Below are 23,783 nucleotides of genomic sequence, written 5' to 3' on the forward strand. Positions count from 1 at the left end.
AGACTCAGGCCGACGGGGCGATGACCTGCCGCCGGTCGTAGGTGCCGCATGTCGCGCACGCGGTGTGCGGCAGCTTGTGGTCGCGGCACGTCGGGCACTCGACCAGGTTCGGCGCCGCGGTCTTCCACTGCGAGCGCCGGTGCCGCGTGTTGCTGCGCGACTTCTTCCGCTTGGGGACGGCCACGTCAGCCCTCCTGCTTTCCTTCTCGTCGGTCGGATCCACGGAAGCCGGAGCTTCCGTTCCCCCTTTCGGGGGAGTCCGGCGCCATGTCGCCGGCAAGGTCCCGCAGCGCCGCCCACCTGGGGTCGGCGACGTCGTGGTGGTGCCCGGGCTCGACGTCGGCGAGCCGCGCACCGCAGTCCGGGCACAGGCCCGGGCAGTCGTCCCGGCACAGCGGGGACAGCGGCAGTGCGAGCAGCACCGCGTCCCGCAGGACCGGTTCGAGGTCGATGAGGTCGCCCTCGAGGCGGAGCTCGTCGTCGTCGGCGTTCCCGCCCGAGCGGGTGTCGTCGTAGACGAAGAGCTCCTGGAAGTCCGCCTCGAAGGTCGAGGCGATCGGGTCGAGGCAGCGGGAGCACTCCCCCCGGAGGGGGACCGTCGCCGTGCCGGTGACGAGCACCCCCTCGAGGACCGCTTCGAGCCGGAGGTCCAGCTCGATCGCGGCGCCTTCGGGGACGCCCACCATCTCGACGCCGAAGTTCTCCGGTGCCGGCACGGTCAGCCGCTCCTCCCGCGACGACCCGGGTTGCCTGCCCAGAGCTCGGGTGTCGAGCACGAGAGGGGCATTGGGATCGAGGCGAGTCAGCGGATTCCTGCTTCCGTGAGGCATGGTGAACAGCGGCCGCCTGTGATGGCCGATGTCCCAGGGTACCGCCCCCGGGGCACTGGCCCAACTCGCGGCGGTCAGCCCTGCTGCCGGAGTCGTTCGACCAGCCGGTCGTGGACGCTGTCGGGGACGAGCCCGGAGATGTCCCCGCCGAACTTCACGACCTCCTTCATGAGGCTGGACGACAGGAACGCGTACTCCGGGTTCGTCGCCATGAACAGCGTCTCCACCCCGGCTATCCGGTGGTTCATCTGGGCCATCTGCAGCTCGTACTCGTAGTCGCTGACGGCCCGCAGCCCCCGGACGATGACCGGGATGTCCTGTTCCTTGCAGTAGTCGACGGTGAGCCCGTAGAACTTGTCGACCTTGACGTTGCCGTACTCCCGCGTGACCTCCTCGATCATGTCGGCGCGCTCGTCCACGGTGAACAGGCTCTTCTTGTTCTTGTTGATCAGCACCGCGACGACCACCTCGTCGTACAGACGGGAGGCGCGGCTGATGATGTCGAGATGCCCGTTGGTGACGGGGTCGAACGATCCCGGACAGACGACACGGCGCACGACGCGAACCCCTTCGGTCCCGGTTTCTGACCTGCGGCGTGAACGTACCAAATCCCATTCGGCCCGGTTTCACCCGGGACCGGCACACCGTGACCCGGTCCGTTCCCGCCGGGTCCCGGTTCAGTCGCCCAGCGCGTCGATGATCTTCGCGGCGATCGGGCCGGACTCGATGCCGTAGCCGGGCGCCTCGGTCATCACCGCGACCGCGTACTTCGGGTCGCTGCGCGGCCCGAAGCCGATGAACCAGCGGTCGTTGTAGGAGGCGCCCTCGACGTCGGCGGTCCCGGTCTTGCCGCCGAGGATGGAGGTGCCCCTCAGGGTCTTGCCCGTGCCCCGCTGGACGACGGCCTTCATCATGTCCCGCATCTGCTTCGCCTGGTCGGCCGTCAGGGCGCGCGACATCCGCTTCGGCGCGATGGTGTCGACCGTGGAGCCGCTGGGGGCGCGCAGCTTCTCGACGAGGTGCGGCTGCATGACCTCGCCGTCGTTGAGGACGGCGCCGGCCACCATCGCCATCTGCAGCGGGGTCGCGACCGTGCTGCCCTGCCCGATGGAGCCGAGCGCGCTGAGCACCGGCTGGTCCGTCGTGGGGAACGAGCTGGCGGCGCTCAGCAGCCCGTCGGCGTACTCGATCCGGTCACCGAACCCGAAGGCGCCCGCCGCCTTGTGGACGGCGCCGTTGCCGGGCTCCTCCGCTCCCATGAAGGCGAAGGTCGTGTTGCAGGACTGCGCGTACGCCTCGATCAGCGGGATCTGGCCCAGGTCGCAGGAGCCGCCGATGTCGCCTGCGTCGTTGCTGATCGGCTGCCCGCCGCGCGGCGGCTGGTAGCTGCGCCCGGCCCTGACCCTCGTGCTCTCGCTCGCGCCGGCCTCCAGCGCCGACGCGGCGACGACGGTCTTGAACGTGGAGCCGGGCGGGAACAGCTCCCGGGTCGCCTTGTCGAGCAGCGGCTTGAGCTTCTCGGCGTTGAGCCGCTCGAAGGCGCGCTCCGCCTTGTCCCCGTCGAGCGTCGAGACGTCGTTCGGGTCGTAGGAGGGCGTCGACGCCATCACCAGCACCGCGCCGGTGTCCGCGTCCAGGACGACGGCCGCCGCGCGGCGCGCGCCCGCCGACCGCAGCGCCTTGTAGGCGACGCGCTGCGCCTTGACGTCGACGGTGGCCTCGACCGTCCCGCCGGGGACGTGGTTGCCGATGATCTTGTCGACGAGGTTCCGGGTGGCGAGGCGGTCGTCGGTGCCGTCGAGGAAGTGGTTCTGGGCCTCCTCGATGCCGGTCTGGGAGAACACCGAGAAGTAGCCGGTGATCGGCGCGAACACCGGGCCGTCGGCGTAGTGGCGCTGGTAGCGGTCGCCGCCGGTCTTCTCCGACCAGGCGAGCCGCTCGCCGTCCGCGGTGATCGGCCCCCGGTCGATCTTGAAGCGGTCCTGCAGCCGGCGGGCGTTGAGGGAGTCGTCGCGCAGGTCCTGCGCCTCGAAGCCCTGGACATAGGTGATGTTCGCCATCAGCGCGACGGCCATCACCAGGGCGACGACCCAGGTACGTCCCACCGCGCGGTCGATCCCGGGCTTCATGGGCATGCCTTTACCCGATCTCCTCCCGTGTCAACGGCCCTCCGCGCGGCCGTACCAGAAAATCGCCTCGCCGTAGCGGCGGTCGCGCTCGGCCTCGTAGCCGTCCGGCCAGCGCAGCGCGGGCCCGCGCGCGGCGCGCTCCACGACGACCAGCGCGTCCGGAGCCGCCCAGCCGTGGTCGCGGAGGTCCTCCAGCAGGCCGGTGACGGACGCGTCCGCGAGCGCGTACGGCGGGTCGGCGAAGATCAGGTCGTAGGGCTCGTCGGGCTTCCCGCGGACGAGCCGCTCCACCTTCTCCGGGGCCGGGACGGCGCCGGGCAGCCCGAGCGCCTCGGCGTTCTGCCGGATGACCCGGACCGCGCGCGGATGCGACTCGACGAGCAGCGCGTGCGCGGCGCCCCGGGACAGGGCCTCGAACCCGACCGCGCCCGATCCGGCGTACAGGTCGGCGACGCGGAGGCCGTCCAGTGGGCCGAGCAGGGCGAGGACGGTGGAGAACAGGCCCTCCCTGGCGCGGTCGCTGGTCGGTCGGGTGTCCCGGCCCGGCGGGGCGGCGAGCCGCCGCCCGCCCGCGCTGCCCGCGATGATCCGCGTCATGCCTTCTCCAGGAAGTCGGCGCGGTCCTCGTCCAGGAGCGAGGACAGGACGGTGGCGAGGCCCGGATGCTCCTTCAGGCCGGGGTCGGCCTCGACGAGCGCCGTCGCCTCCTCGCGGGCGTCGCGGATGACGTCCTCGTCCCGCTGGAGGGTGAGCAGGCGCAGGCTGGACGCCCGGCCGGCCTGCGCGGCGCCCAGCACGTCGCCCTCGCGGCGCTGCTCCAGGTCGAGGCGCGACAGCTTGAACCCGTCGGTGGTGGAGGCGACGGCGTCGAGCCGCTCGCGGGCCTTGCTGCCGGGTTCGGCGTCGGTCACGAGCAGGCAGAGGCCGTGCAGGGAGCCGCGTCCGACGCGCCCGCGCAACTGGTGGAGCTGGGACACGCCGAACCGGTCGGCGTCCATGATGACCATGACGGTGGCGTTGGGGACGTCCACGCCGACCTCGATGACCGTGGTGGCGAGCAGGACGTCCAGGTCCCGCTCGGTGAAGCGGCGCATGACCGCGTCCTTCTCGTCGGGGTGCAGCTTGCCGTGCAGGACGCCGATGCGCAGGCCGGACAGGAGCTCCTCCAGCTTCGGCAGCACCTCCATGATGCCGAGCGGCGACCTGCGCTCCCCCTCCTCCGCGGCCACGGCGTCGCCCTCGTCGCCCTCCTGCTCGCCGATGCGCGGGCAGACGATGTAGACCTGCCGCCCCTTCCCGGCCTCCTCCTTGATGCGCTCCCAGATGCGCGCGAAGAACGCGGGCTTCTCGGGCGGCACCACGTGGGTCTGGATCTCCGACCGCCCCGCCGGGAGCTGCCCCAGGACCGACGTCTCCAGGTCGCCGAAGACGGTCATCGCGACCGTGCGCGGGATCGGCGTCGCCGTCATGACCAGCACGTGCGGGCGCCCGCCGCCGACCTTCTCGCGCAGCGCGTCCCGCTGCTCGACGCCGAAGCGGTGCTGCTCGTCCACGACGACGAGGCCGAGGTCGGCGAACTGGACGCTCTCCTGCAGCAGCGCGTGCGTGCCGACGACGATCCCGGCGGCGCCGGACGCCGCGTCCAGCAGCGCCTCCTTACGCGCCTTCGCGCCCTGCGACCCGGTCAGCAGCGCGACGCGGGTGGCGTGCTCCGCGCCGCCGATCTGCCCGCCCAGGGCGAGGTCGCCGAGCATCCCGCTGATCGACCGGTAGTGCTGCTGCGCGAGGACCTCGGTCGGCGCCAGCAGCGCCGCCTGCCCGCCCCCGTCCACGACCTGCAGCATCGCCCGCAACGCCACGATCGTCTTGCCGGCTCCGACATCGCCTTGGAGGAGGCGGTGCATGGGGTGCTCTCCGGCGAGGTCGGCGGCTATCTCGTCGCCGACCCGGCGCTGGCCCTCGGTGAGTTCGAAGGGGAGGCGCGCGTCGAACTCCGCCTGGAGGCCGCCGAACGCCGGGGGGCGCGGCTTGGCCGGGAGTGCCGCCGCGGCGAGGCGGCGCTGGGCCAGCGCGATCTGGACGACGAACGCCTCGTCCCACTTGAGGCGCTTCCTGGCGCGGCCGAGCTCGTCCCAGCTCGTCGGGCGGTGGATGCCCTCGTACGCCTCGCGCAGGCCGATGAGGCCGCGCCGCTTCAGGAGGGCCTCGGGGACCGGGTCGGCGGGCAGGTCCAGCTGCGCCAGGACGGTCTCGACGGACGTGCCGATCGTCTCGATGGGCAGCGCCTTCGTGGACGGGTAGATCGGGATGATCTCGTCGGCCCACTCCTGCGCGGCCTGCTCGGCGCTCCGCTCGTGGACGACCTTGTACTGCGGGTGGGCGAGCTGCCGGACGACGTTCCCGCTGCGCGGCCGGTAGGTGCTGATCTTGCCGGCGAACAGCCCGCGGGTGCCGGGCGACAGGTCCTTCTCGGCCCTGTAGGAGCCCTTGCGGCCGAAGAAGCTGAGCTTGAGCTGCCCCGTGCCGTCGGTGACGGTGATCTCCAGGACGTAGCCGGGGTTGCGCGTCAGGGTGCGGCCCTGGACCTTGACGACCTCGGCCATGACCGTGACGTGCTCGCCGTCCTCCAGCCCGCTCAGCCGGGTCAGCTCGCCGCGGTGGGCGTAGCGGCGCGGGTAGTGGTGCAGCAGGTCGCCGACCGTGCGCAGGTCGAGGCCCTTCTCCAGGGCCTTGGCCGTCTTGTCGCCGAGGACCTTGCGCAACGGCTCGTCGAGATTCGCCACGCACTCTTTTCTAGCCCATGGGGACGACGGGGCATCACTCAACGCCGATGAGCAACGGATATCGTTCCTGGCCGCCGTCGTAGACGCCGACCTCCACATCGGGGTGGTCCCGGCGGAGGTGCTCTTCGAGGGCCTCTGCAAGGCCGGCCGGGGCGTGGGCGCCGGCGATCAGCGTGACGAGCTCGCCGCCGCCCGACAGCATCCGGTCCAGGACACCGCGGGCCACCTCCCCGACGTCGGCGCCGATCGTCGCGACGTCGCCCTCGATCAGGCCGAGGACGTCGCCCGGCTGGCACAGCCCGACGCTCGTCACCGCCTCCTGCCCGGCGACCTCCAGATGGCCGAAGCGGGTCGCGCCGGCGGCCCGGGTCATCTCGATGACGTCCTCGCCGAAGCGGCGCAGCGGGTCGTGCACCGCCAGCGCCGCCATCCCCTGGACGGACGCCTTCGTCGGCACCACCGCGATCCGCGCGCCGGCGTCCCGTGCGCGCTCGGCGGCGGCCTCGGCGAGCGCCAGGACCTCGGGTTCGTTCGGCAGGACGGCCACCTCGTCGCCCGCCGCGAGGATCGCCTCCGCCAGCACGGCGAGCGGCGGCATCGCGCCCGGCTCCCGGCGGACGACCCGCGCGCCGCACCCCTCGAACAGCGCGGCCAGCCCGTCGGCGGCGGTCACGGCGATCACCGCGCGGCCCGTGTGCGGCGCGTGCGGCTCCCCCGGCTCCGCGTGCAGGTAGCCGACCCGGATCCGGTGCGGGCGCCCGGCCGCCATGCCCGCCTCGATCGCGGCCCCGGCGTCGTCCACGTGGACGTGGACGTTCCAGAGGCCGTCACCGCCCACCACGACGAGGGAGTCGCCGAGGGCGTCGAGCCTCGCGCGCAGGGCTGCGACGGCGTCGTCCGGCGCGTCCAGCAGGTACATGACCTCGAAGCCGGGGCCCCGCGGTTCCGCGCGGTCGGGGACGAGCGGCGCCGTCCCGGCGGCGCGGGCGGGCACCTCGTACCGCTCGGGATACTCCTCGGTGACCACGGCGGCCAGCGCGTCGAGGACCACGCACAGCCCGGCGGCGCCCGCGTCGACCACGCCGCTGCGGGCCAGCACGTCCAGCTGCCCGGTGGTCCGGCGCAGCGCCCGCCGGGCTCCTCCGGCGGCGGCCAGGCACGCCTCGGGGAGCCCGGGTCCGGTGCACGACGCGGCGGCCTCGGCGAGGACGCTCAGGATCGTCCCCTCCACAGGATGCTCCACGGCGCCGCGCGCCAGCCCGGACGCGTGCCCCAGGGCCCCCGCGAACACGGCGCCGCCGGGCGGCGACTCCAGCGGGCCGAGGACGTCCGCGAGGCCGCGGAGCACCTGGCTGAGGATCACGCCGGAGTTGCCCCGCGCGCCGAGCAGCGCGCCCCGCGCCAGCGCCCGCCACGTCTCGGCGAGGCCCGCGCCGCCCGGCAGCTCGTCCAGCGCGTCCGCCGCCGCGATCACCGTCATGTGCAGGTTGGTGCCGGTGTCCCCGTCCGGGACGGGGAACACGTTGAGCGCGTCGATCTCGCTCCTGGTGCGGCCGAGTGCCTCCGCCGCCAGCCGGCACCAGCGGCGCACCGCCGCCGCGTCGAGCACCTCGCCCAAGGACCCGCTCCCCTGCTCGTCCGGCCGCCGGCGATTCGCCTACCGGCGGGCTGTCGGCTAGTCTGGTCCGCGCGCCTCTTTCCGAGGCGCCCATTAGTGAGCACCCATGATGCCCGGCCCGCCCGTCGGCGGCACCGGGCGGCGCTCCGGCCAGAGCATCGACACCACTTGGAGTTTCCCGTGGCTTCCGTCTGCGACGTCTGCGGCAAGGGACCCGGTTTCGGCATGCGCGTCTCCCACTCGCACCGCCGCACCCCGCGCCGCTGGAACCCCAACATCCAGCGGGTGCGCGCCGTCGTGAACGGCAGCACCAAGCGCATCAACGCCTGCACGTCCTGCATCAAGGCCGGCAAGATCGTCAAGCCCACGGTCTGACCCGGTCCGGGCGGCGAGCCCGCCCGCGACCTTCAGAGTCGGCTCATCGGAACCTCGATGAGCCGACTTTCTCATGCCCGGAGGACGGGTCAGCGGCGGTATCGCCAGGCGTGGTCGACCGGGCCGATGCCGGCGCCCAGCGGGAAGCCCGCCGCGATCGCGCCCGTCACGTACTCCTTGGCCTTCGCCACCGCCGCGGGGACGTCCTCGCCCAAGGCCAGGTTGGACGCGATCGCGGAGGCGAGGGTGCAGCCCGTGCCGTGGGTGTGGCGGTTGTCGTACCGGGGTGCGGTGAAGCGGTGCTCGTGCTCGCCGTCGAAGAGGAGGTCGGCGGGCTCGCCCGGCAGGTGGCCGCCCTTGATCAGGACCCATTCGGGGCCGAGCGCCTTGACGGCCTCGGCCGCCTCGCGCAGGCCGGACTCGTCCACGACCTTGACGCCGGTCAGCTGCTCCACCTCGTAGAGGTTGGGGGTGACGACGGTCGCGGCCGGGAGCAGGGTCGCGCGGACGGCGTCGACCGCGTCGGGGGCCAGCAGCGAGTCGCCGTGCTTGGAGACGCCCACCGGGTCGACGACGGCGGGCGCGTCGGAGGCCGCGATGGCCTCGGCGACGGTCTCGACCAGCACCGTGGACGCCAGCATCCCCGTCTTGAGCGCGTGCACGCCGATGTCGGACAGGACGGAGTCGAGCTGCGCGCGCACCGCCTCGGGCGGCAGCTCCCAGTAGCCCTGGACGCCGAGGGAGTTCTGCGCGGTGACGGCGGCGATGACGCTCATGCCGTGGACGCCGTGGGCGAGCATGGTCTTCAGGTCCGCCTGGATGCCGGCACCGCCGCCGGAGTCCGAGCCCGCGATGGTGAGCACGAGCGGCGGGGTCTGGGGCGAGGACGGGGTACTCGGCATACCGCCCACCATAGGACGCTCTGACCGGTTCGGCGATTCGTCAGACGAGGGCGCAGGGGAGCTTGTTGAGGATGCAGGAGGACGGCTTGGCGGCGGTGCCGCGCGCGGTGAACACGATCCGGACCTCGGCGCCGGGCGCGATCGCCTCGCGGCCCCGGACGTAGGGGACACTGCCGGTCCGGACGACGGTGGCGCCGCTGACCGCGGTGACCGAGGCGCCCTTGATCTTGAAGGCGAGCGCCCACCCGGTGACGGGCTGCGCGCCCTGGTTGGCGATGGTGGCGGTGGCCTTGAAGCCGCCGGGCGTCTTGGCGACGGCGCGGAAGGCGATGACGAGGCCGTCGGCGCGGGCCGCCCCGCGGCCGGCGCGCTCGCCCGGACCGCGCTGGGAGACCTGGCTGTCGCGCGGGTTCGTCACGGTGTCGCGGGGGGCGCCGCCGGCGAAGTTGAGCGAGATCTGCTGCGTGCTCAGCGCGTAGGAGACGATGCCGACCGCGATGACGAGCGCGACGATCGGCAGCAGCGGGAGCGGCAGCATGGAGACGAACCTGGTGAAGCCGCGCCCGCGGGCTGGTTCGGCGAAGGCCGTCTTCGGCCCGTCCGGCGGTTCCAGGGGATCCGGGGGCTCGTCGGGAGCGGCGGCGGGGGCACCGGGGTAGTCGCCCGGGTAGTCGCCGGGGAGCGGGTCGAACCGGTACCCGCCGGGCGGTCCGTGCTGGCGCTCCGCGGCGGGCGGCGGGCCCGGTCTGGGCCGCTCGTACGACGACACGAACACCCGGTCGTCGGTCGGCCCCGAGAACGCCTCGAACGAGGGGTCGGAGGACGGGTCGGAGAGAGCCCCGTAGTACGGCCCGCGGGACGCCGGGGCGCCGGGAGCGGGTTCGTCGTCCGGTGGCTCGTGCCTCGTGTGTCGTCCCATCCCATCCTTCTTCGATCACAGGATGTATACCAAACCCGTACCAAACCTGCCTACTGGATGCGTCAACGCACACGCCTGTACGCGGTCCGTGCGGGGGCCGTTCAGACGGCGAAGTGATCCCAGGCGCCGGAGGGCGGTTCGCGTCCGTCCACGCGCACTCCCGATCCCGTCGTCACGACGCCGATGCGCGACCAGGACGGCGGCACCGAGCCGGGGAACGTCCCGGCGAACGCGTGGTCCTCGCCACCGGTGAGCGCGTGCCGCAGCCCGTCCGGCCCGAGGACGTCCGGGACGGGCACGGACGCCGAGTCGATCTCGATCCGCACGCCGCTCGCGTCGGCGATGTGCCCGAGGTCCTGGACGAGCCCGTCGCTCACGTCCAGCAGCGCGGTGGCGCCGTGGGCCCGCGCCTCACCGCCGGCGCCGTAGGGCGGTTCGGGGCGCCGGTGCGCCGCGATGAGCTCCTCCGCCCCGGCGCGCCCCTCGGTGAGCAGTTCCAGCCCGGCGGAGGCGAACCCGAGCCGTCCCCGGACGGCCACGATGTCGCCCGGGCGCGCCCCGGACCGGGTGAGCGGCGCCGCGCCGCCGAGGTCGCCGAGCGCGGTGACCGCGAGCATGATCTGCGGCGCGGAGACGACGTCGCCGCCCACGACCGACGCCCCGGCCTCGCGGCACTCGTCCGCGAACCCGTCGTAGAGCCGCTCGGCCCAGCCGGTCTCGGTCGCGGCCGGCGCCGCGAAGCCGATCAGGAGCGCGGTGGGCCGGGCGCCCATCGCGACGACGTCGGCGAGGTTCTGCGCGGCGGCCTTGCGCCCGATGTCGTAGGGGCCGGACCAGTCGCGGCGGAAGTGCCGCCCGTCCACCAGCAGGTCGGTGGTGGCGACGACGCGCCCGTCCGGCGCGGCGACGACGGCCGCGTCGTCGCCGGGGCCGAGGCGGACCGCCGGGCCCTGCGGCAGCCGCCGCGTCAGCCGGCCGATCAACCCGAACTCGCCCAGCTCGCCGATCATGCCCATCCGCGCCCGTCCCCCGTGTTCCGCCTGCTCGGCCCGCCTCCGCGCGGAACCCGGTACCCCGGGCCCCCGTCGCGGCGCGTAACACGATACGGTGAACCGTCCGACGGTTGATTCTCCGCTTGGGGAGGACGTGATGGTGCAGGCCTACATCCTCATCCAGACCGAAGTCGGTAAGGCCGCCGAGGTGGCGGGCCACATCTCCGGCGTGACGGGTGTCACCCTGGCGGAGGACGTCACGGGTCCCTACGACGTGATCGTCCGAGCGGAGGCGCGCAATGTCGACGAGCTGGGCAAGCTCGTCGTGGCGCAGATCCAGTCGGTGGAAGGCATCACCCGCACCCTCACCTGCCCGATTGTCCACATTTAAACGGCTCGGCCGACCAGGGCCGTGGCCTTGGGCGGTGCTCGCCGGGGTGGCGGTGCTGGCGGCGGCCTGCGGCGGCGGTGCCGTGCAGGTGCCCGTGCCGAGCCCGGACGCGGCCGGCGCCCGGCTGTGCCAGGGTCTGCGGCTGCCCGAGAAGGTGCACGGGCAGGAGCGCCGCGACACCTCCCCGAGCTCGCCGCTGACCGCCGCGTGGGGGTCGCCCGCGATCGCGCTGCGCTGCGGCGTGCCCCGCCCGGCCTCGCTTCAGCCCACGTCCCAGCTGGTGACGATCAACGGGATCGACTGGTTCGGCACGCCCACCGACCGCCCGGTCACGTGGACGGCGGTGGGCCGCCAGGCGTACGTGGAGATCACGGTGCCGCCGAAGTACGACCCGGCCGGGGACGTGCTGATCGAGCTGGGGCCGCCGATCAAGGCGACGATCCCGGCCAAGCCCGAGGGCCAGATCTGATCACCAGATCGGGACCGGGCTCTCCCCGCGCGGGTAGTAGCCGGGGATCGGCTCGCCGGACGCGGCCCGCTCCAGGCGCCGCTTCATCCCGTCCGACAGCACGTCCGCCTTCATCATCTCGACGAACACGGACGTGACGTTGCCGAGGTCGAACCAGTCGCGCTGCCACGACCACTGCCGGTTCCCCGCGTACCGGAACCAGGACCCGCCGATGCCGAGGACCTCGTAGGGCGTCCCGTCGGGACGGTTCGCGTCGGCGACCTGCTTCCAGAACCCGACGACCTCGCCCTTCGCCTCGTCGACGAGGATGCTCTGGTAGGGGTACGTCCAGCCGTCGAGGCCGCCCATCTCCGAGCCGAGCGCGAGGTCGCGGATCTCGTCGCGGCCGACGGCCATGAAGTCCTGGTTCGGCCCGATGTTCCAGCCGTAGGTGGCGTCCTCGGTGTAGAGGTCGGCCAGCGGACGCCAGTCGCCGGCCTCCTCGCAGCGGCGGTTCTCGGCCAGCCAGTGCTCGACCATCGCGTCGAGTTCGTCACGGGGGAACGCGGGCATCACGCCTCCAGCAGTTTGAGGGCCTGGGTGGGGCAGTAGCGGGCGGCGGCGGCCACCTCGGCGCGCTTGTCCTCGGGCGGCTCGGGGTCCAGGACGCGCACCTTGCCCTTGTCCGGGCCCTTGTCCGGGACTTCGAAGACGTCGGGGGCCTCCAGCTCGCACATGGCGTGGCCCTGGCAGAGGTCCAGGTCGGCCTCGATCCTCACCGGCGCCTCCTGCGGTAGCGGACGGCGCACGGCTGGGCGAGCTGGACGACCATCTTGGAGTGGTCGTTGCGGTAGGTCTCGGGCGGCTGCGCGGGCTCGAACTCCCAGTCCCGCAGCAGCACCGAGAAGATGGCCTTGAGCTGCATCATCGCGAAGTTCGCGCCGACGCAGCGGTGCCGTCCGGCGCCGAACGGCACCCACGTCCAGCGGTTGAGGAGGTCCTCCTCGCGGGGCGCGATGTAGCGGTCGGGGACGAACGCGTCCGGGTCGGGGAAGTCGCTCTCGATCCGGTTGGAGACGGCGAGGCTGCAGCCGACCATCGTCCCGGCGGGGATGCGGTGGCCGCACACCTCCTGGTCGGACTGCGCGACCCGCAGCAGCAGGATCAGCGGCGGGTGCAGGCGCAGCGCCTCCTTGATCGCCGACTCCAGCTCGGGTATGGCGCGCAGCGCCTGGAACGACACCTCGCGGCCGTCGGCGTACAGCTCGTCCAGCTCCGCGACGACGCCGTCGAGCACGCCGGGGTGGCGGAGCAGCTCGATGAGCGTCCAGGCGGCGGTGCCGGACGTGGTGTGGTGCCCGGCGAACATCATCGAGATGAACATGCCGGTGACCTGGTCGGCGTCGAACTTGAGCGTGCCGTCGGCGTCCTTGATCGACATGAGGACGTCGAGGAGGTCGCGGTCCTCCTTCGGCGGCTTCGGGGGCCGGCTGTCCATGATCCCCTGGACGAGCTGGACGAGCCCCGCCCGGGCCGCGTCGCGCTTGCGGAAGCTCTCGATGTCGGCGTACGGGTCGACGTAGGCGATCGCGTCGGTGCCGCGCTCCAGGTCGTGGTACAGGTCGGCGAACCGGCGGTCGAGCTGCTCGCGGAACTTGCGCCCGATGAGGCAGGCCGACGAGGTGTAGATCGTCAGCTCGGCGAAGAAGTCGAGCAGGTCGATCTCGCCCTCGTCGCCCCATCCGGCGACCATCCGGTCGACCTCGGCGGAGATCGTCGCGGCGTGGCCCTTCATGAACGAGCCCTTGAGCGCCTGGTTGTGCAGGGCCTCGCGGCGCTGCTCGGGGGTGGCGTCGAACACCACGCCCTCCCCGAAGATCGGCGTCATGAACGGGTACGCCTCGGCCTGGTCGAGCACCTCGTCGGGGGCGCGGAAGAAGAACTCGTTGGCCTCGGCGCCCGACAGCAGGACGACGCGCTGCCCGGCGAGGACGAACTCGCCGACGTCGCCGCACTCGTCCCGGACGCGGCGCATCAGCCCGATCGGGTCGGTGCGCAGCTCCTCCAGATGGTCGGGACCGCCCGACACGACGCGCGGCTCCACCAAAGCGGTCATGATTCCTCCAGGGGGGCTTCGGGCTGCACTTCGACGAGCCGGAGATGGGCGCCGCGCGGCGTCGCGACGATCGCGGCGACGGCGGCGGCGACGTCGGACGGCCGCAGGAAGTAGGGGTGGCGGGCGTGGCCCCACTTCGCCCAGTCCTCCAGGACGGCGCCGGTGGTGTCGGCGTCCCAGGTCATGCCCATGCCGGTCGCGGTGGGGCCGGGCCGGACGATGGACGCGCGCACGCCCGTCCCCTCCAGTTCCATCTGCATGGTGCGGGCCATGCCCTCGACGCCGTTCTTGGCCGCGACGTAGGCGCCCGTCCAGGAGCGCGGGACGGGGACGGTGTCGGACGAGATGAACACGATGTCGCCGCGCCGCCGCTCCACCATCTGCGGGACGAAGTGCGACACGAGCCGGTGCGCGCCCACGAGGTGGACCTGCACCTGCGCGAGGAAGTCGCCGGAGTCGAGTTCGTGGAGCCGCTTGGCGGACAGGTCGCCGGCGCTGGAGACGACGACCTCGATCGGGCCGAGCGCGTCGCCCGCCGCCGCGGCGAACGCCTTGACGGAGTCGGAGTCGGCGACGTCGAGGGGGTGCGCGAACGCCTCTCCCCCGCCGGCCCGGATCGTCGCGGCCAGCTCCTCGCACTTCTCGGCGCGCCGCGCGCCGAGCGCGACCGGGTGGCCGGCCATCGCCAGCGCCGTGGCCGTGGCCGCGCCGATGCCGGACGACGCGCCGGCCACCACGGCCGGGCGCCGCTCCGGATGGGGGTCGAACCGGGGCATCTACCGCACCTCCACACGCACGGGCAGGGCCGCGAACCCGCGGACGTTCACCGAGTGCACCCGCTCGGCCTTCGCGAAGTCGACCTCGTAGGAGGCGACCTTCCGCACGAACTCGGTCAGCGCGATGCGCGCCTCCAGCCGGGCCAGGTTCGCGCCGAGGCAGAAGTGCCGCCCGCCGCCGAAGCTGACGAGCTGGGAGGTGTCGCGGTCGAGGTCGTAGGCGTCGGCGTCGGCGAACACGCGCGGGTCGCGGTTGGCCGACCCGACCAGCAGCAGTATCCGGTCGCCCGCGGGCACGCGCCGCCCGTGCAGCTCGACGTCCTTCACGACCTTGCGGGCCAGCATCTGGCTGGAGGTGTCGTAGCGGAGCGTCTCCTCCACCCAGTCGTCGACCCGTGCCGGATCGCCCAGCGGCTTCGCCGCCTCGGCGGGGTTGCGCGTGCCCCAGTACAGGGCGTTGGCGAGCAGCTTCGTCGTGGTCTCGTTGCCGGCGACGACCATCAGGAACAGGAACGCGATGATCTCGGTGTCGTCCAGCCGGTCGCCGTCGATCTCGGCGTCCAGCAGCGCGGACGTCAGGTCGCCGGACGGCTTGCGGCGCCGCTCGGCGACCATGTCCTGGTAGTAGCCGACGAGGGTGAGGGCCGCGTCCATCCCGGCGGGCGGGACGTCGTTGAGGCCCTCCTCCCGGTGGACGACGGTGTCGGCGAGCCGGCGCACCTCCACGCGGTCGGCCTCGGGGACGCCCATCATCTCGGAGATGACGTCCATGGGCAGCAGGCCCGCGAAGTCGGCGACGAAGTCGAACTCGCCCTTGTCCAGGGCGGGCTCCAAGTGCCGCAGCGTCAGCGCCCTGATGCCGTCCGCCATCTCCTTGACGCGCCGCGGCGTGAAGCCCTTCGACACGAGCGCGCGCATCCGCGTGTGCCGCGGCGGGTCGAGCGCGAGGAACGACATCGTCCGGTGCGCGTGCGGGCCCCAGGCGCTCGGCTCCAGCGAGACGCCGTGCGAGCTGGAGAACGTCGCGTGGTCGCGGAAGGCCGCCGCGACGTCGGCGTGCCGGGACAGCGCCCAGAAGCCGAGCTCGTCGTTGCGGTAGACGGGCGCCTCCTCGCGGAGGCGCTCGTAGAAGGGGTAGGGGTCTTCATGGACGGCGTAGTCGAACGGGCTGTAGGAGACCTGCGCGGCAGGGTCCACGGCCGTCACCTCACTCCGGGGGGTCGGGCAGGATGAGCTCCGCCATCTCGGCGAGCCGGTCGGCCATGCGGGCGTAGGAGGTGTAGCCCATGCCCGCGTGCACGAGCGCGCCGGTGTAGGCCAGCTCCAGCGCGCCCAGGATCTTGGGGTCGTCCCGGTCGCGGAGCGCGGCCCGCAGCCGCTCGCGGATCGCGACGCCGATCCGCACCCGCAGTTCGCGGACGTCGGGGTCGGTGCCGAGCAGGGCGGTGGTGCACGCCGCCGCCAGCTCCGGCTCGTCCGACACCAGCAGCGCGATCTCGCGCAGCGTCTCCACCACGCGTTCGAGCAGCGCGCCGTCGGCCTCCACCGGCGGCAGCGCGCTGAGCCGCCGCCAGAACACCTCCGTGATCAGATGGTTCTTGGAGGCGAAGTAGGTGTAGGCGGTCGCGGGGGCGACCCCGGCGCGCTTGGCCACGTTGCGGACGGTCAGTCCCTCGTAGCCGGTCTCGCCGACCTCCGCCACGGCGGCGTCGGTCAGCCGCCGCACCGTGTCGGCCTGCCGCTCGGTGAGGCGGCGGCGGGTGGGCTCGGTCGTCAGCCGCTCGTTACCGGACACGTGTCCAGACATTAGTTCAGAAACAGGCGCCGCGCAACGACCCGGTGATGGCGGGGCGGGTGGGATCCGAACCCGGAGCGTCCACTTCCTGAGAGTGGCCCCTCTGCCGGTTGGGGCCGCAATGGGTTTTCCCGGACGAATTCCGGCGGTCCGGGCCTTGCGCTCCGGCGCCGGCTGAACTGTAGTCTGGACAAGTGTCCAGAACAATCGATCGCCTGCTTCTGCTGGACGGGCGGCTCGTCCCCGGGACGGGCGGCGCCTTCGAGACGGTCAATCCCGCGACCGAGGAGGTGCTCGGCACCGCCGCCGACGCCACCGCCGACGACATGGACCGCGCGATCGGCGCCGCCCGGCGCGCGTTCGACGAGACGTCCTGGTCCACCGACCACGCGTTCCGCGTGCGCTGCCTGCGGCAGCTCAGGGAGGGTCTGCAACGCCGGGGCGAGGAACTGCGCGAGCTGACGATCAAGGAGGTGGGCGCGCCGCGGTTCCTGACCTTCGGGGCGCAGCTGGACGCGCCCGTCGACGATCTCGGGTGGTTCGCCGACCTCGTCGAGTCCTACGCGTGGGAACGGGACCTCGGCCGGGCCGAGCCGATGGGGATGCCGAGCGACCGGCGGGTCCGCCGCGAGGCGGCGGGCGTGGTCGGCGCCATCACCCCGTGGAACTTCCCCCACCAGATCAACCTCGCCAAGCTGGGCCCGGCGCTCGCGGCGGGGAACACGGTGGTGCTGAAGCCGGCGCCCGACACGCCCTGGTGCGCGGCGGTGCTCGGCGAGGTCATCGCCGAGGAGACCGACATCCCGGCGGGCGTCGTGAACGTGGTGACGTCGTCCGACCACGGGCTCGGCGCTCAGCTGACGCGGGACCCGCGCGTGGACCTGGTGTCGTTCACCGGGTCCACGGCGACGGGGCGCAACGTGATGACCAGCGCCGCCGGCACGCTCAAGCGGGTGTTCCTGGAGCTGGGCGGCAAGTCGGCGTTCGTGGTGCTGGACGACGCCGACCTGCGGGCCGCGTGCTCGTACGCGGCGTTCTCCGGCGTCGCGCACGCCGGGCAGGGCTGCGCGATCACGACGCGGATCCTCGTCCCGCGCGACCGCTACGACGAGGCCGCCGAGATCACGGCGGGCACGCTGACCAGGCTCGGCGTCGGCGACCCCGGCGACGACCGGACGGTCTGCGGCCCGGTCATCTCCGCGAAGCAGCGCGAGCGCGTCGAGGGCTACCTGGAGCTGGCCGTCCAGGAGGGCGGCTCGTTCGCGTGCGGCGGCGGGCGCCCGGAGGGCCGCGGCACGGGCTTCTGGATCGAGCCGACGCTGATCACCGGGCTCACCAACGACGCCCGCGCGGCCCGCGAGGAGATCTTCGGCCCGGTGCTGACCCTGCTGCCGCACGACGGCGACGACGACGCGGTGCGGATCGCGAACGACTCGCCGTACGGGCTGTCGGGCGCGGTGCACGGCGGCGACGCGGAACGGGCGCGGGCGGTCGCGCGGCGGCTGCGCGCCGGGACGGTGAGCGTGAACGGCGGCGTCTGGTACGGCGCGGACGTCCCGTTCGGCGGCTACAAGCAGTCGGGCATCGGCCGCGAGATGGGCGTGGCCGGGTTCGAGGAGTACCTGGAGACCAAGGCGATCGCGGAGGGCGCATGAGGTTCGAGGGAAGGGTCGCGGTCGTCACCGGGGCCGCGCAGGGCATCGGCGAGGCGTACGCAAGGGCGCTGGCCGCCGAGGGCGCGCACGTCGTCGTCGCCGACGTGGACGAGCGCGGGCAGGGCGTGGCCGACGACATCAAGGGCCTGTTCGTCCGGACCGACGTGTCCGACCCCGCGTCGGTGGAGGCCATGGCGGCGGCCGCGAAGGAGCGGTTCGGCGGGATCGACCACCTCGTCAACAACGCCGCCATCTTCGGCACGATGAAGCTGGACTTCCTCTTCACGGTCGACTGGGACTACTACAAGAAGTTCATGGCCGTGAACATGGACGGCGCGCTGCTGTGCGCACGCGCCTGCCACCCCCACATGCAGGAGCGCGGCGGCGGCTCCATCGTGAACCAGTCGTCCACGGCGGCGTGGCAGTACTCCGGCTTCTACGGGCTGGCCAAGGTCGGCGTCAACGGGCTCACGCAGCAGCTCGCGCACGAGTTCGGCAGCATGAACATCCGCGTGAACGCGATCGCGCCCGGCCCGATCGACACCGAGGCGAACCGCACCGTCGTGCCGGGCAACATGTCGCAGAAGATCGTCCAGGACAAAATGGCGCTGAAGCGCATGGGGTCGCCCGAGGACCTCGTCGGCGCCTGCCTGTTCCTGCTGTCGGACGACGCGGCGTGGATCACCGGGCAGATCGTCAACGTCGACGGGGGCGAGGTGTTCCGCGCATGAGCGAAGCGAACCGGCAGGCGCGGGGGGTCGTCCCCCCGCAAGAGAAACGCATGAAGGTCGGGTTCATCGGGCTCGGCCAGATGGGCGCGCCGATGGCGGGGCATCTCGCCGGCGACGGCGTGGTCGTCTACGACGCGCGCCCGGAGGCGATGGCGCCGCTGGTGAAGGCGGGCGCGCGGGCGGCCGGGAGCGTGGCCGAGGTCGCCGCGCACGCCGACCTCGTCTCGATCATGGTGCGGGACGACGAGCAGGTGAACGAGGTCGGCGACGAGGTGCTCGCGAGCGCCCGCCCGGGCACGGTGCTGGCGATCCACTCCACGATCCGCGCGCGGACGGCCGAGAACCTCGCGGCGCGGGCCCGGCGGTACGCGATCGAGGTCGTGGACGCGCCGGTCAGCGGCGGGTTCATGGGGGCGAGCGCGGGCAGCCTCGCGGTGATGGTCGGCGGTACGGACGAGGCGTTCGAGCGCTGCCGGGAGCCGTTCGGCGCCTGGGCCGGCCTCGTCCTGCACATGGGCCCGGTCGGCGCGGGCACCCGCACGAAGCTGGCCCGCAACATGCTGCACTTCATCTCGTTCACGGCCGCCGCCGAGGCGCAGCGGCTGGCGGAGGCGTCGGGGGTGTCGCTGCGCAAGCTGGGCCGGGTCGTCCGGCACACCGACGCGATCACCGGCGGCGCGGGGTCGATCATGCTGCGCCCGACGACCGCGCCGCTGGATCCGGACGACGACCTGTACGGCATCCTGTGCCACACCCGCGACCTCGGCGAGAAGGACCTGTCGCTCGCCTTGGAACTGGCGGACGAACTGGGCGTCGACGTGCCCCTCGCCCGCATCGCCCGCGACCGCTTCGGCCCCGGCCTCGGCCTGGGCGAGGGAGACACCGATGGATGAGCGGCGCGAGCGCGGCCTGGAGATGATGCGGCAGGTCTACGGGTGGGAGATCGGGGACGCGCCCGGCGACTTCTTCGGCATCACCGTCGACCATCTGTTCGGCGACATCTGGACGCGTCCGGGCCTCACCCTGCGCGACCGGCGCCTGCTGCTCATCGGCATGCTCGCGGGCCAGGGGCTCAACGACGTCCTCGACATCCAGATCCCGGCGGCGCTGGCCAACGGCGAGGTGTCCCCGGACGAGCTGCGCGAGATCGGCATCTTCCTGACCCACTACGTCGGCTGGCCGCTCGGCTCCCGGCTGAGCGTCCAGATCGACACGCTGATCGCCAAGCACGAGAAGCAGAAGAAAAAGGACGAATAGGCAACCGGGCGGCCGGTGCGGGCGTCCAACGTCCATGCGTGGTCGTCTCTTCGCACCGGCCGCGACGATGCTGCTGCTGGCCGGGACCGCCGGGTGCTCCGGAGCGTCCGGCCCCCGGCCGGGCCCGGCACCGCCGGCGCGGCTCGTCGCCTACGGCGGCTGCGACGCCCTGCTGGAGGATCTGCGCAGCGCCACGGCCGACAAGGTCGGGCCCACCGGATTCGAGGACATGCCCCTCCTGCCGAAGGACGGGGTCTGGGCGCTCGGGGGCGGCAAGCTCCCGGCCGACGCGCTCCCGGCGCAGGAGCATTCGACGACCAACGCTCACGAACCAGGCGCGGACGAGCCGGACTTGGTCAAGACCGACGGCCGCAGGATCGTGGCGGTCGCGAACCAGCGCCTGCGGGTCATCGACCCGGCCGGCCGCAAGATCACGCACACGCTGAAGCTGCCCGGCTCCACCCGTTTCGACCACGGCGAACTTCTCCTCAGCGGCGACCGCGCGCTCGTGCTGGCGGACCACGTGCCGCCGGTCGCGGGCGGGGAGCCCCCGCCGGGGCACGCCGGCCGGGCGACGCGGCTGACGCTGGTCGACCTCTCCGGCACGCCGAAGATCATCGGCACGATGACGTCCGACACCGAGTACCTGGACGCGCGGCAGCACGGCTCGACCGTCCGCGTCGTGGTGCGGCGGACGCACCCGAGGATCGCCCTGCCCGGCGGCACCGACCGGGAGGACGCGATCGAGGAGAACCGGGTGGAGGTCTGGAAGGCCCCGCTCGAAGCATGGCTTCCCGCCTTCCGCCTGGGCGACGGGAGGACGTACCGGACGCCGTGCGACCAGGTCAGCCGCCCGTCCGCGTACAAGGGCACATCGACGGTGACCGTGCTGACGCTCGACCTGGCCAAGGGCCTCGGCGATCCGCAGGCCGTCACGATCACGGCCGAAGGGTCGACCGTCTACGGCAACGGCCAGAGCCTGTACGTGACCGGCATGGACATGGCGCCGTTCAGATCGCAGGCCAGGAAGGCCCCTGAGCCGGCCACCGACATCTACAAGTTCGACGTGAGCGGCAACGGCCGTCCGCGCTACGCGGCGTCAGGGTCGGTCAAGGGCTTCCTGCTCAACCAGTACTCCATGTCGGACTACAACGGGAACCTCCGCCTCGCCACGACCACCGACCGGAACAGCCCCACATCGCAGAGCTCGGTGCACGTCCTCGCGCAGCACGGCGAAAGGCTCGACCAGGTCGGGCGGATCGACGGGCTCGGCAGGGGCGAGCGCATCCACTCCGTCCGGTTCATCGGCTCGGCGGCCTATGTGGTGACGTTCCGGCGGACCGACCCGCTGTACGTGCTCGACCTGGCGAACCCGGGCCGTCCCGTCCGCACCGGCGAACTGAAGATCACCGGCTACTCGGCGTACCTGCACCCCGTGGCCGGCGGCAGGCTCCTCGGCGTCGGCCAGGACGCCGGCGCCTCCGGCCGCACGACCGGCCTCCAGGTCTCCCTCTTCGACGTCTCCGGCGCACCCCGCCGCATCGACGCCTACACGGTCCCCGGCACCACCTCCCAGGTGGAGTTCGACCCGCACGCCTTCCTGTACCGGCCGAAGTCGGGCCTCACCGTCGTGCCGATGACGCGACCGGGCGCCAGGACCGCCGAGGCGCTCGCCCTCAAGGTCACCGGCGACGCCGTCACCAAGGTCGGCACCGTCCGGCACCCCGGCCTGTACCTGGGCAACGCCGTCACGCGCTCACTGATCGTCGGCGGCACCCTCTGGACGACCTCCGAGGCGGGCGCGTACGCGACCGACGCCGCCACCCTGGAGAACGGCGACTGGCTCCCCTACGACTAGCGCCGCCGCCTGGCCCGCTCCGGCTAGCGCAGGCCGGTCGAGCGCTTCAGCGCCGTCTGGATGAGCCGGTCTACCAGCGCCGGGTAGTCCAGCCCGGTCGCCGCCCACATCTGCGGGAACGCCGACGTCGGCGTGAAGCCCGGCATGGTGTTGATCTCGTTGAGGATCCACCGGCCGTCGGGCGTGTGGAAGAAGTCGACGCGGGCGAGGCCCTCGCAGTCGAGCGCCTCGAACGCCTGCACGGCGACGCGGCGGACCTCCTCGATCTCCGCGGGCGGCAGGTCCGGCGGGATCGCGAGGCCGGTCGAGCCGTCGATGTACTTGGTCTCGAAGTCGTAGAAGTCGTGCTCGCCCGCCATCACGATCTCGGCGGGCAGGCTGGCCTCGGCGGGGCCGTCGTCCTCGCCCTGCAGGACGCCGCACTCGATCTCGCGGCCCTCGATCGCGGCCTCCACGACCACCTTCGGGTCGTGCTCGCGCGCCGCGTCGACCGCCGCCTCCAGGTCGGCCTCGTCGGTGACGCGGGTGATGCCCATGCTCGACCCGGCGCGGGCCGGCTTGACGAACACCGGGGTGCCGTCCGCGAGGCCCAGCTCCTTGATCTCGTCGATCTTGCGCTTGCGCTCGCGCCGCCACTCCCGGTCGCCGACCAGCACGTACGGGCCGACGGGCAGGCCGCGCGCCTGCCAGACGAGCTTCATGTAGCCCTTGTCCATGCCGACGGCGCTGGCCAGCACCCCGGCGCCGACGTACCGGACGCCGGCGAGGTCGAGCAGGCCCTGGATGGTGCCGTCCTCGCCGTAGGGTCCGTGCAGCAGCGGCAGGACGACGTCGACCTCGGCGAGCGTCTCGGGGATCTCGCCCGGCTGGACGACCATCAGCCCGCGGCTGTCGGGGTCGAACGGCAGCGCGAGGACGCCGCCGGAGCCGGTCACCTCGGGCAGCCGGCCGTCCTCGATCGCGAGCGTCAGGTCGGCGGGCGGGAGCACCCAGCGGCCGTCGCGGGCGATGCCGATCGGCACCACGTCGTAGCGGTCCCGGTCGATGGCGGCCATGACGGCGCCCGCGGTGACGCAGGAGATCGCGTGCTCGGAGCTGCGCCCGCCGAAGACCACGGCCACGCGGATCCTAGAAACCTGGGACATGACGTCCGACCCTACCGGTGATCAACCTGTGCGGGCCACGAGCGGACCTGGCGCGACCCCACGTCACACCCCGTACCGCTCGGGCTTCGGGGAGCGCGAGATCAGCGACACCGCGGCCTCCTTGATCGGCATGCCGTGGTGCAGGACGGCGGTGACCGCCTCGGTGATCGGCATTTCCACGTTGTGCTTGCGGGCGAGCGCCAGCACCGCCTCCGACGACTTGACGCCCTCGGCGGTCTGCCGGGTGACGGCGATGACCTCGTCGAGGGTCATGCCGCGGCCGAGGTTCTCGCCGAACGTCCGGTTCCGCGACAGCGGCGAGATGCACGTCCCGACGAGGTCGCCCATCCCGGCGAGGCCGGCGAACGTGTGCTCGTCGGCGCCGAGCGCGGCGCCCAGCCGGGCGATCTCGGCGAGCCCGCGGGTGATCAGCAGCGCCTGGGTGCTGGCGCCGAACCCGAGCCCGACCGACATGCCGACGCACAGCGCGACGATGTTCTTCACCGCGCCGCCGAGCTCGCAGCCGACCATGTCGGTGGAGGTGTAGACGCGGAAGTACGGGGTCATGGTGGCGGCCTGGAGGCGCTGCGCGACCGCCTCGTCCACGCACGCGGCGACCGCGGCGCCGGGCTCGCCGCTCGCGATCTCCCGGGCGAGGTTGGGGCCGCAGAACACGCCGACGCGCTCCTGCGGGATGCCGGCGACCTCGCGGATCACCTCCGACATCCGCAGCGACGTGCCGATCTCGACGCCCTTCATCAGGCTGACGAGGACCGCGTCCGGCGGCAGGTGCGGCAGCCAGTCCCCGAGGTTGCGGCGAAGCGTCTGCGCGGGCACGGCGAGCGCGACGAAGTCGGCGCCCTTGAGCGCCTCCGCCGGGTCCAGCGTGGCGCGGACGCCCACCGGCAGCGTGACGCCCGGCAGGTAGTCGGGGTTCTCGTGCCGCTCGTTGACCGCCTCGACGACCTCGGGGCGGCGGCCCCACAGGACCACGTCGCCGCCGGCGTCGCGCAGCAGCTTGGTGAACGTCGTCCCCCAGGATCCGGCGCCCATGACCGCGGTA

Annotated in this window: 26 protein-coding genes; 8 read left to right on the top strand and 18 right to left on the bottom strand. The window is 72.9% G+C overall.

Annotated features, from left to right (window positions below):
* Window positions 1-4: 4 nt before the first annotated feature.
* The 7 genes from rpmF to E1284_RS03400 all read right to left on the bottom strand — a co-directional run bounded on the left by rpmF (window position 5) and on the right by E1284_RS03400 (window position 7,351).
* Window positions 5-184, bottom strand: coding sequence for a 50S ribosomal protein L32 (gene rpmF / locus E1284_RS03370; RefSeq protein ID WP_067632153.1), 180 nt, complete (start codon window positions 182-184; stop codon window positions 5-7).
* 1 nt (window position 185) lies between these two features.
* Complete coding sequence (locus E1284_RS03375; protein ID WP_131936914.1) at window positions 186-830, bottom strand: YceD family protein; 645 nt, start codon at window positions 828-830, stop codon at window positions 186-188.
* A 74-nt stretch (window positions 831-904) separates the two neighbouring features.
* Window positions 905-1,387: a pantetheine-phosphate adenylyltransferase gene (gene coaD, locus E1284_RS03380; RefSeq protein ID WP_131936916.1), complete on the bottom strand. Its 483-nt coding sequence runs from the start codon at window positions 1,385-1,387 to the stop codon at window positions 905-907.
* A 120-nt stretch (window positions 1,388-1,507) separates the two neighbouring features.
* On the bottom strand, window positions 1,508-2,965 hold the full coding sequence (locus tag E1284_RS03385; RefSeq protein ID WP_243714221.1) for a penicillin-binding transpeptidase domain-containing protein: 1,458 nt from the start codon (window positions 2,963-2,965) through the stop codon (window positions 1,508-1,510).
* Between the two features lie 24 nt (window positions 2,966-2,989).
* Window positions 2,990-3,556, bottom strand: coding sequence for a 16S rRNA (guanine(966)-N(2))-methyltransferase RsmD (rsmD, locus tag E1284_RS03390; RefSeq protein WP_131936918.1), 567 nt, complete (start codon window positions 3,554-3,556; stop codon window positions 2,990-2,992).
* Complete coding sequence (recG, locus tag E1284_RS03395; RefSeq protein WP_279433016.1) at window positions 3,553-5,841, bottom strand: ATP-dependent DNA helicase RecG; 2,289 nt, start codon at window positions 5,839-5,841, stop codon at window positions 3,553-3,555. The genes rsmD and recG overlap by 4 nt, the downstream gene beginning before the upstream one ends.
* Complete coding sequence (locus E1284_RS03400) at window positions 5,777-7,351, bottom strand: DAK2 domain-containing protein (protein ID WP_243714229.1); 1,575 nt, start codon at window positions 7,349-7,351, stop codon at window positions 5,777-5,779. The genes recG and E1284_RS03400 overlap by 65 nt, the downstream gene beginning before the upstream one ends.
* A 189-nt stretch (window positions 7,352-7,540) precedes the next feature.
* Between E1284_RS03400 and rpmB the strand changes: the two genes are divergently transcribed.
* Entirely contained in the window at window positions 7,541-7,735 is a 195-nt protein-coding gene (gene rpmB, locus E1284_RS03405) for a 50S ribosomal protein L28 (protein ID WP_067632165.1), read from the top strand.
* Window positions 7,736-7,824: 89 nt separating this feature from the next.
* Here the strand turns inward: rpmB and thiD are convergent, their stop codons facing one another.
* The 3 genes from thiD to E1284_RS03420 form a co-directional block, all read right to left on the bottom strand.
* Window positions 7,825-8,637: a bifunctional hydroxymethylpyrimidine kinase/phosphomethylpyrimidine kinase gene (gene thiD, locus E1284_RS03410; RefSeq protein ID WP_131936924.1), complete on the bottom strand. Its 813-nt coding sequence runs from the start codon at window positions 8,635-8,637 to the stop codon at window positions 7,825-7,827.
* A gap of 40 nt (window positions 8,638-8,677) precedes the next feature.
* Window positions 8,678-9,556, bottom strand: coding sequence for a cellulose binding domain-containing protein (locus E1284_RS03415; RefSeq protein WP_131936926.1), 879 nt, complete (start codon window positions 9,554-9,556; stop codon window positions 8,678-8,680).
* A 101-nt stretch (window positions 9,557-9,657) separates the two neighbouring features.
* The gene (locus E1284_RS03420) at window positions 9,658-10,572 is read right to left on the bottom strand and encodes a thiamine-phosphate kinase (protein ID WP_131936929.1); all 915 of its coding nucleotides are present in this window, start codon (window positions 10,570-10,572) and stop codon (window positions 9,658-9,660) included.
* 133 nt (window positions 10,573-10,705) lie between these two features.
* Between E1284_RS03420 and E1284_RS03425 the strand changes: the two genes are divergently transcribed.
* The gene (locus E1284_RS03425; protein WP_131936931.1) at window positions 10,706-10,939 is read left to right on the top strand and encodes an Lrp/AsnC ligand binding domain-containing protein; all 234 of its coding nucleotides are present in this window, start codon (window positions 10,706-10,708) and stop codon (window positions 10,937-10,939) included.
* Window positions 10,940-10,973: 34 nt separating this feature from the next.
* Entirely contained in the window at window positions 10,974-11,408 is a 435-nt protein-coding gene (locus E1284_RS03430) for a DUF3515 domain-containing protein (RefSeq protein WP_243714222.1), read from the top strand.
* Here E1284_RS03430 and E1284_RS03435 read toward each other — a convergent pair whose 3' ends face one another.
* From E1284_RS03435 to E1284_RS03455, 6 genes are read right to left on the bottom strand one after another with little or no spacing between them, the layout of a single operon-like run.
* Window positions 11,409-11,960, bottom strand: coding sequence for a nuclear transport factor 2 family protein (locus E1284_RS03435; protein WP_131936935.1), 552 nt, complete (start codon window positions 11,958-11,960; stop codon window positions 11,409-11,411).
* On the bottom strand, window positions 11,960-12,166 hold the full coding sequence (locus E1284_RS42365) for a ferredoxin (protein ID WP_207923540.1): 207 nt from the start codon (window positions 12,164-12,166) through the stop codon (window positions 11,960-11,962). Before E1284_RS42365 ends, E1284_RS03435 begins: the two co-directional genes overlap by 1 nt.
* Window positions 12,163-13,503 carry a cytochrome P450 gene (locus tag E1284_RS03440; protein WP_207923541.1) on the bottom strand — a complete coding sequence of 447 codons (1,341 nt, stop codon included), beginning with the start codon at window positions 13,501-13,503 and terminating at the stop codon, window positions 12,163-12,165. The genes E1284_RS42365 and E1284_RS03440 overlap by 4 nt, the downstream gene beginning before the upstream one ends.
* On the bottom strand, window positions 13,500-14,279 hold the full coding sequence (locus E1284_RS03445; RefSeq protein WP_131936937.1) for an SDR family oxidoreductase: 780 nt from the start codon (window positions 14,277-14,279) through the stop codon (window positions 13,500-13,502). Before E1284_RS03445 ends, E1284_RS03440 begins: the two co-directional genes overlap by 4 nt.
* On the bottom strand, window positions 14,280-15,476 hold the full coding sequence (locus E1284_RS03450; protein WP_207923542.1) for a cytochrome P450: 1,197 nt from the start codon (window positions 15,474-15,476) through the stop codon (window positions 14,280-14,282).
* A gap of 10 nt (window positions 15,477-15,486) precedes the next feature.
* Window positions 15,487-16,074 carry a TetR/AcrR family transcriptional regulator gene (locus E1284_RS03455; protein WP_243714223.1) on the bottom strand — a complete coding sequence of 196 codons (588 nt, stop codon included), beginning with the start codon at window positions 16,072-16,074 and terminating at the stop codon, window positions 15,487-15,489.
* A gap of 194 nt (window positions 16,075-16,268) precedes the next feature.
* Between E1284_RS03455 and E1284_RS03460 the strand changes: the two genes are divergently transcribed.
* The 5 genes from E1284_RS03460 to E1284_RS03480 are packed head-to-tail and all read left to right on the top strand — an operon-like array spanning window position 16,269 to window position 21,575.
* Window positions 16,269-17,729 carry an aldehyde dehydrogenase gene (locus tag E1284_RS03460; RefSeq protein ID WP_207923544.1) on the top strand — a complete coding sequence of 487 codons (1,461 nt, stop codon included), beginning with the start codon at window positions 16,269-16,271 and terminating at the stop codon, window positions 17,727-17,729.
* Window positions 17,726-18,460, top strand: coding sequence for an SDR family oxidoreductase (locus E1284_RS03465; RefSeq protein ID WP_131936941.1), 735 nt, complete (start codon window positions 17,726-17,728; stop codon window positions 18,458-18,460). Before E1284_RS03460 ends, E1284_RS03465 begins: the two co-directional genes overlap by 4 nt.
* On the top strand, window positions 18,457-19,353 hold the full coding sequence (locus E1284_RS03470) for an NAD(P)-dependent oxidoreductase (RefSeq protein WP_243714224.1): 897 nt from the start codon (window positions 18,457-18,459) through the stop codon (window positions 19,351-19,353). The genes E1284_RS03465 and E1284_RS03470 overlap by 4 nt, the downstream gene beginning before the upstream one ends.
* The gene (locus E1284_RS03475; protein ID WP_131936943.1) at window positions 19,346-19,717 is read left to right on the top strand and encodes a carboxymuconolactone decarboxylase family protein; all 372 of its coding nucleotides are present in this window, start codon (window positions 19,346-19,348) and stop codon (window positions 19,715-19,717) included. The genes E1284_RS03470 and E1284_RS03475 overlap by 8 nt, the downstream gene beginning before the upstream one ends.
* A 34-nt stretch (window positions 19,718-19,751) precedes the next feature.
* The gene (locus E1284_RS03480; protein ID WP_131936945.1) at window positions 19,752-21,575 is read left to right on the top strand and encodes a beta-propeller domain-containing protein; all 1,824 of its coding nucleotides are present in this window, start codon (window positions 19,752-19,754) and stop codon (window positions 21,573-21,575) included.
* A gap of 23 nt (window positions 21,576-21,598) precedes the next feature.
* Here the strand turns inward: E1284_RS03480 and E1284_RS03485 are convergent, their stop codons facing one another.
* On the bottom strand, window positions 21,599-22,720 hold the full coding sequence (locus E1284_RS03485; RefSeq protein ID WP_131936947.1) for a D-alanine--D-alanine ligase family protein: 1,122 nt from the start codon (window positions 22,718-22,720) through the stop codon (window positions 21,599-21,601).
* 63 nt (window positions 22,721-22,783) lie between these two features.
* On the bottom strand, window positions 22,784-23,773 hold the full coding sequence (locus tag E1284_RS03490; RefSeq protein WP_131937038.1) for an NAD(P)H-dependent glycerol-3-phosphate dehydrogenase: 990 nt from the start codon (window positions 23,771-23,773) through the stop codon (window positions 22,784-22,786).
* Window positions 23,774-23,783 lie beyond the last annotated feature (10 nt).

This window comes from Actinomadura bangladeshensis (assembly GCF_004348335.1).
GTDB classification, from domain to species: domain Bacteria; phylum Actinomycetota; class Actinomycetes; order Streptosporangiales; family Streptosporangiaceae; genus Spirillospora; species Spirillospora bangladeshensis.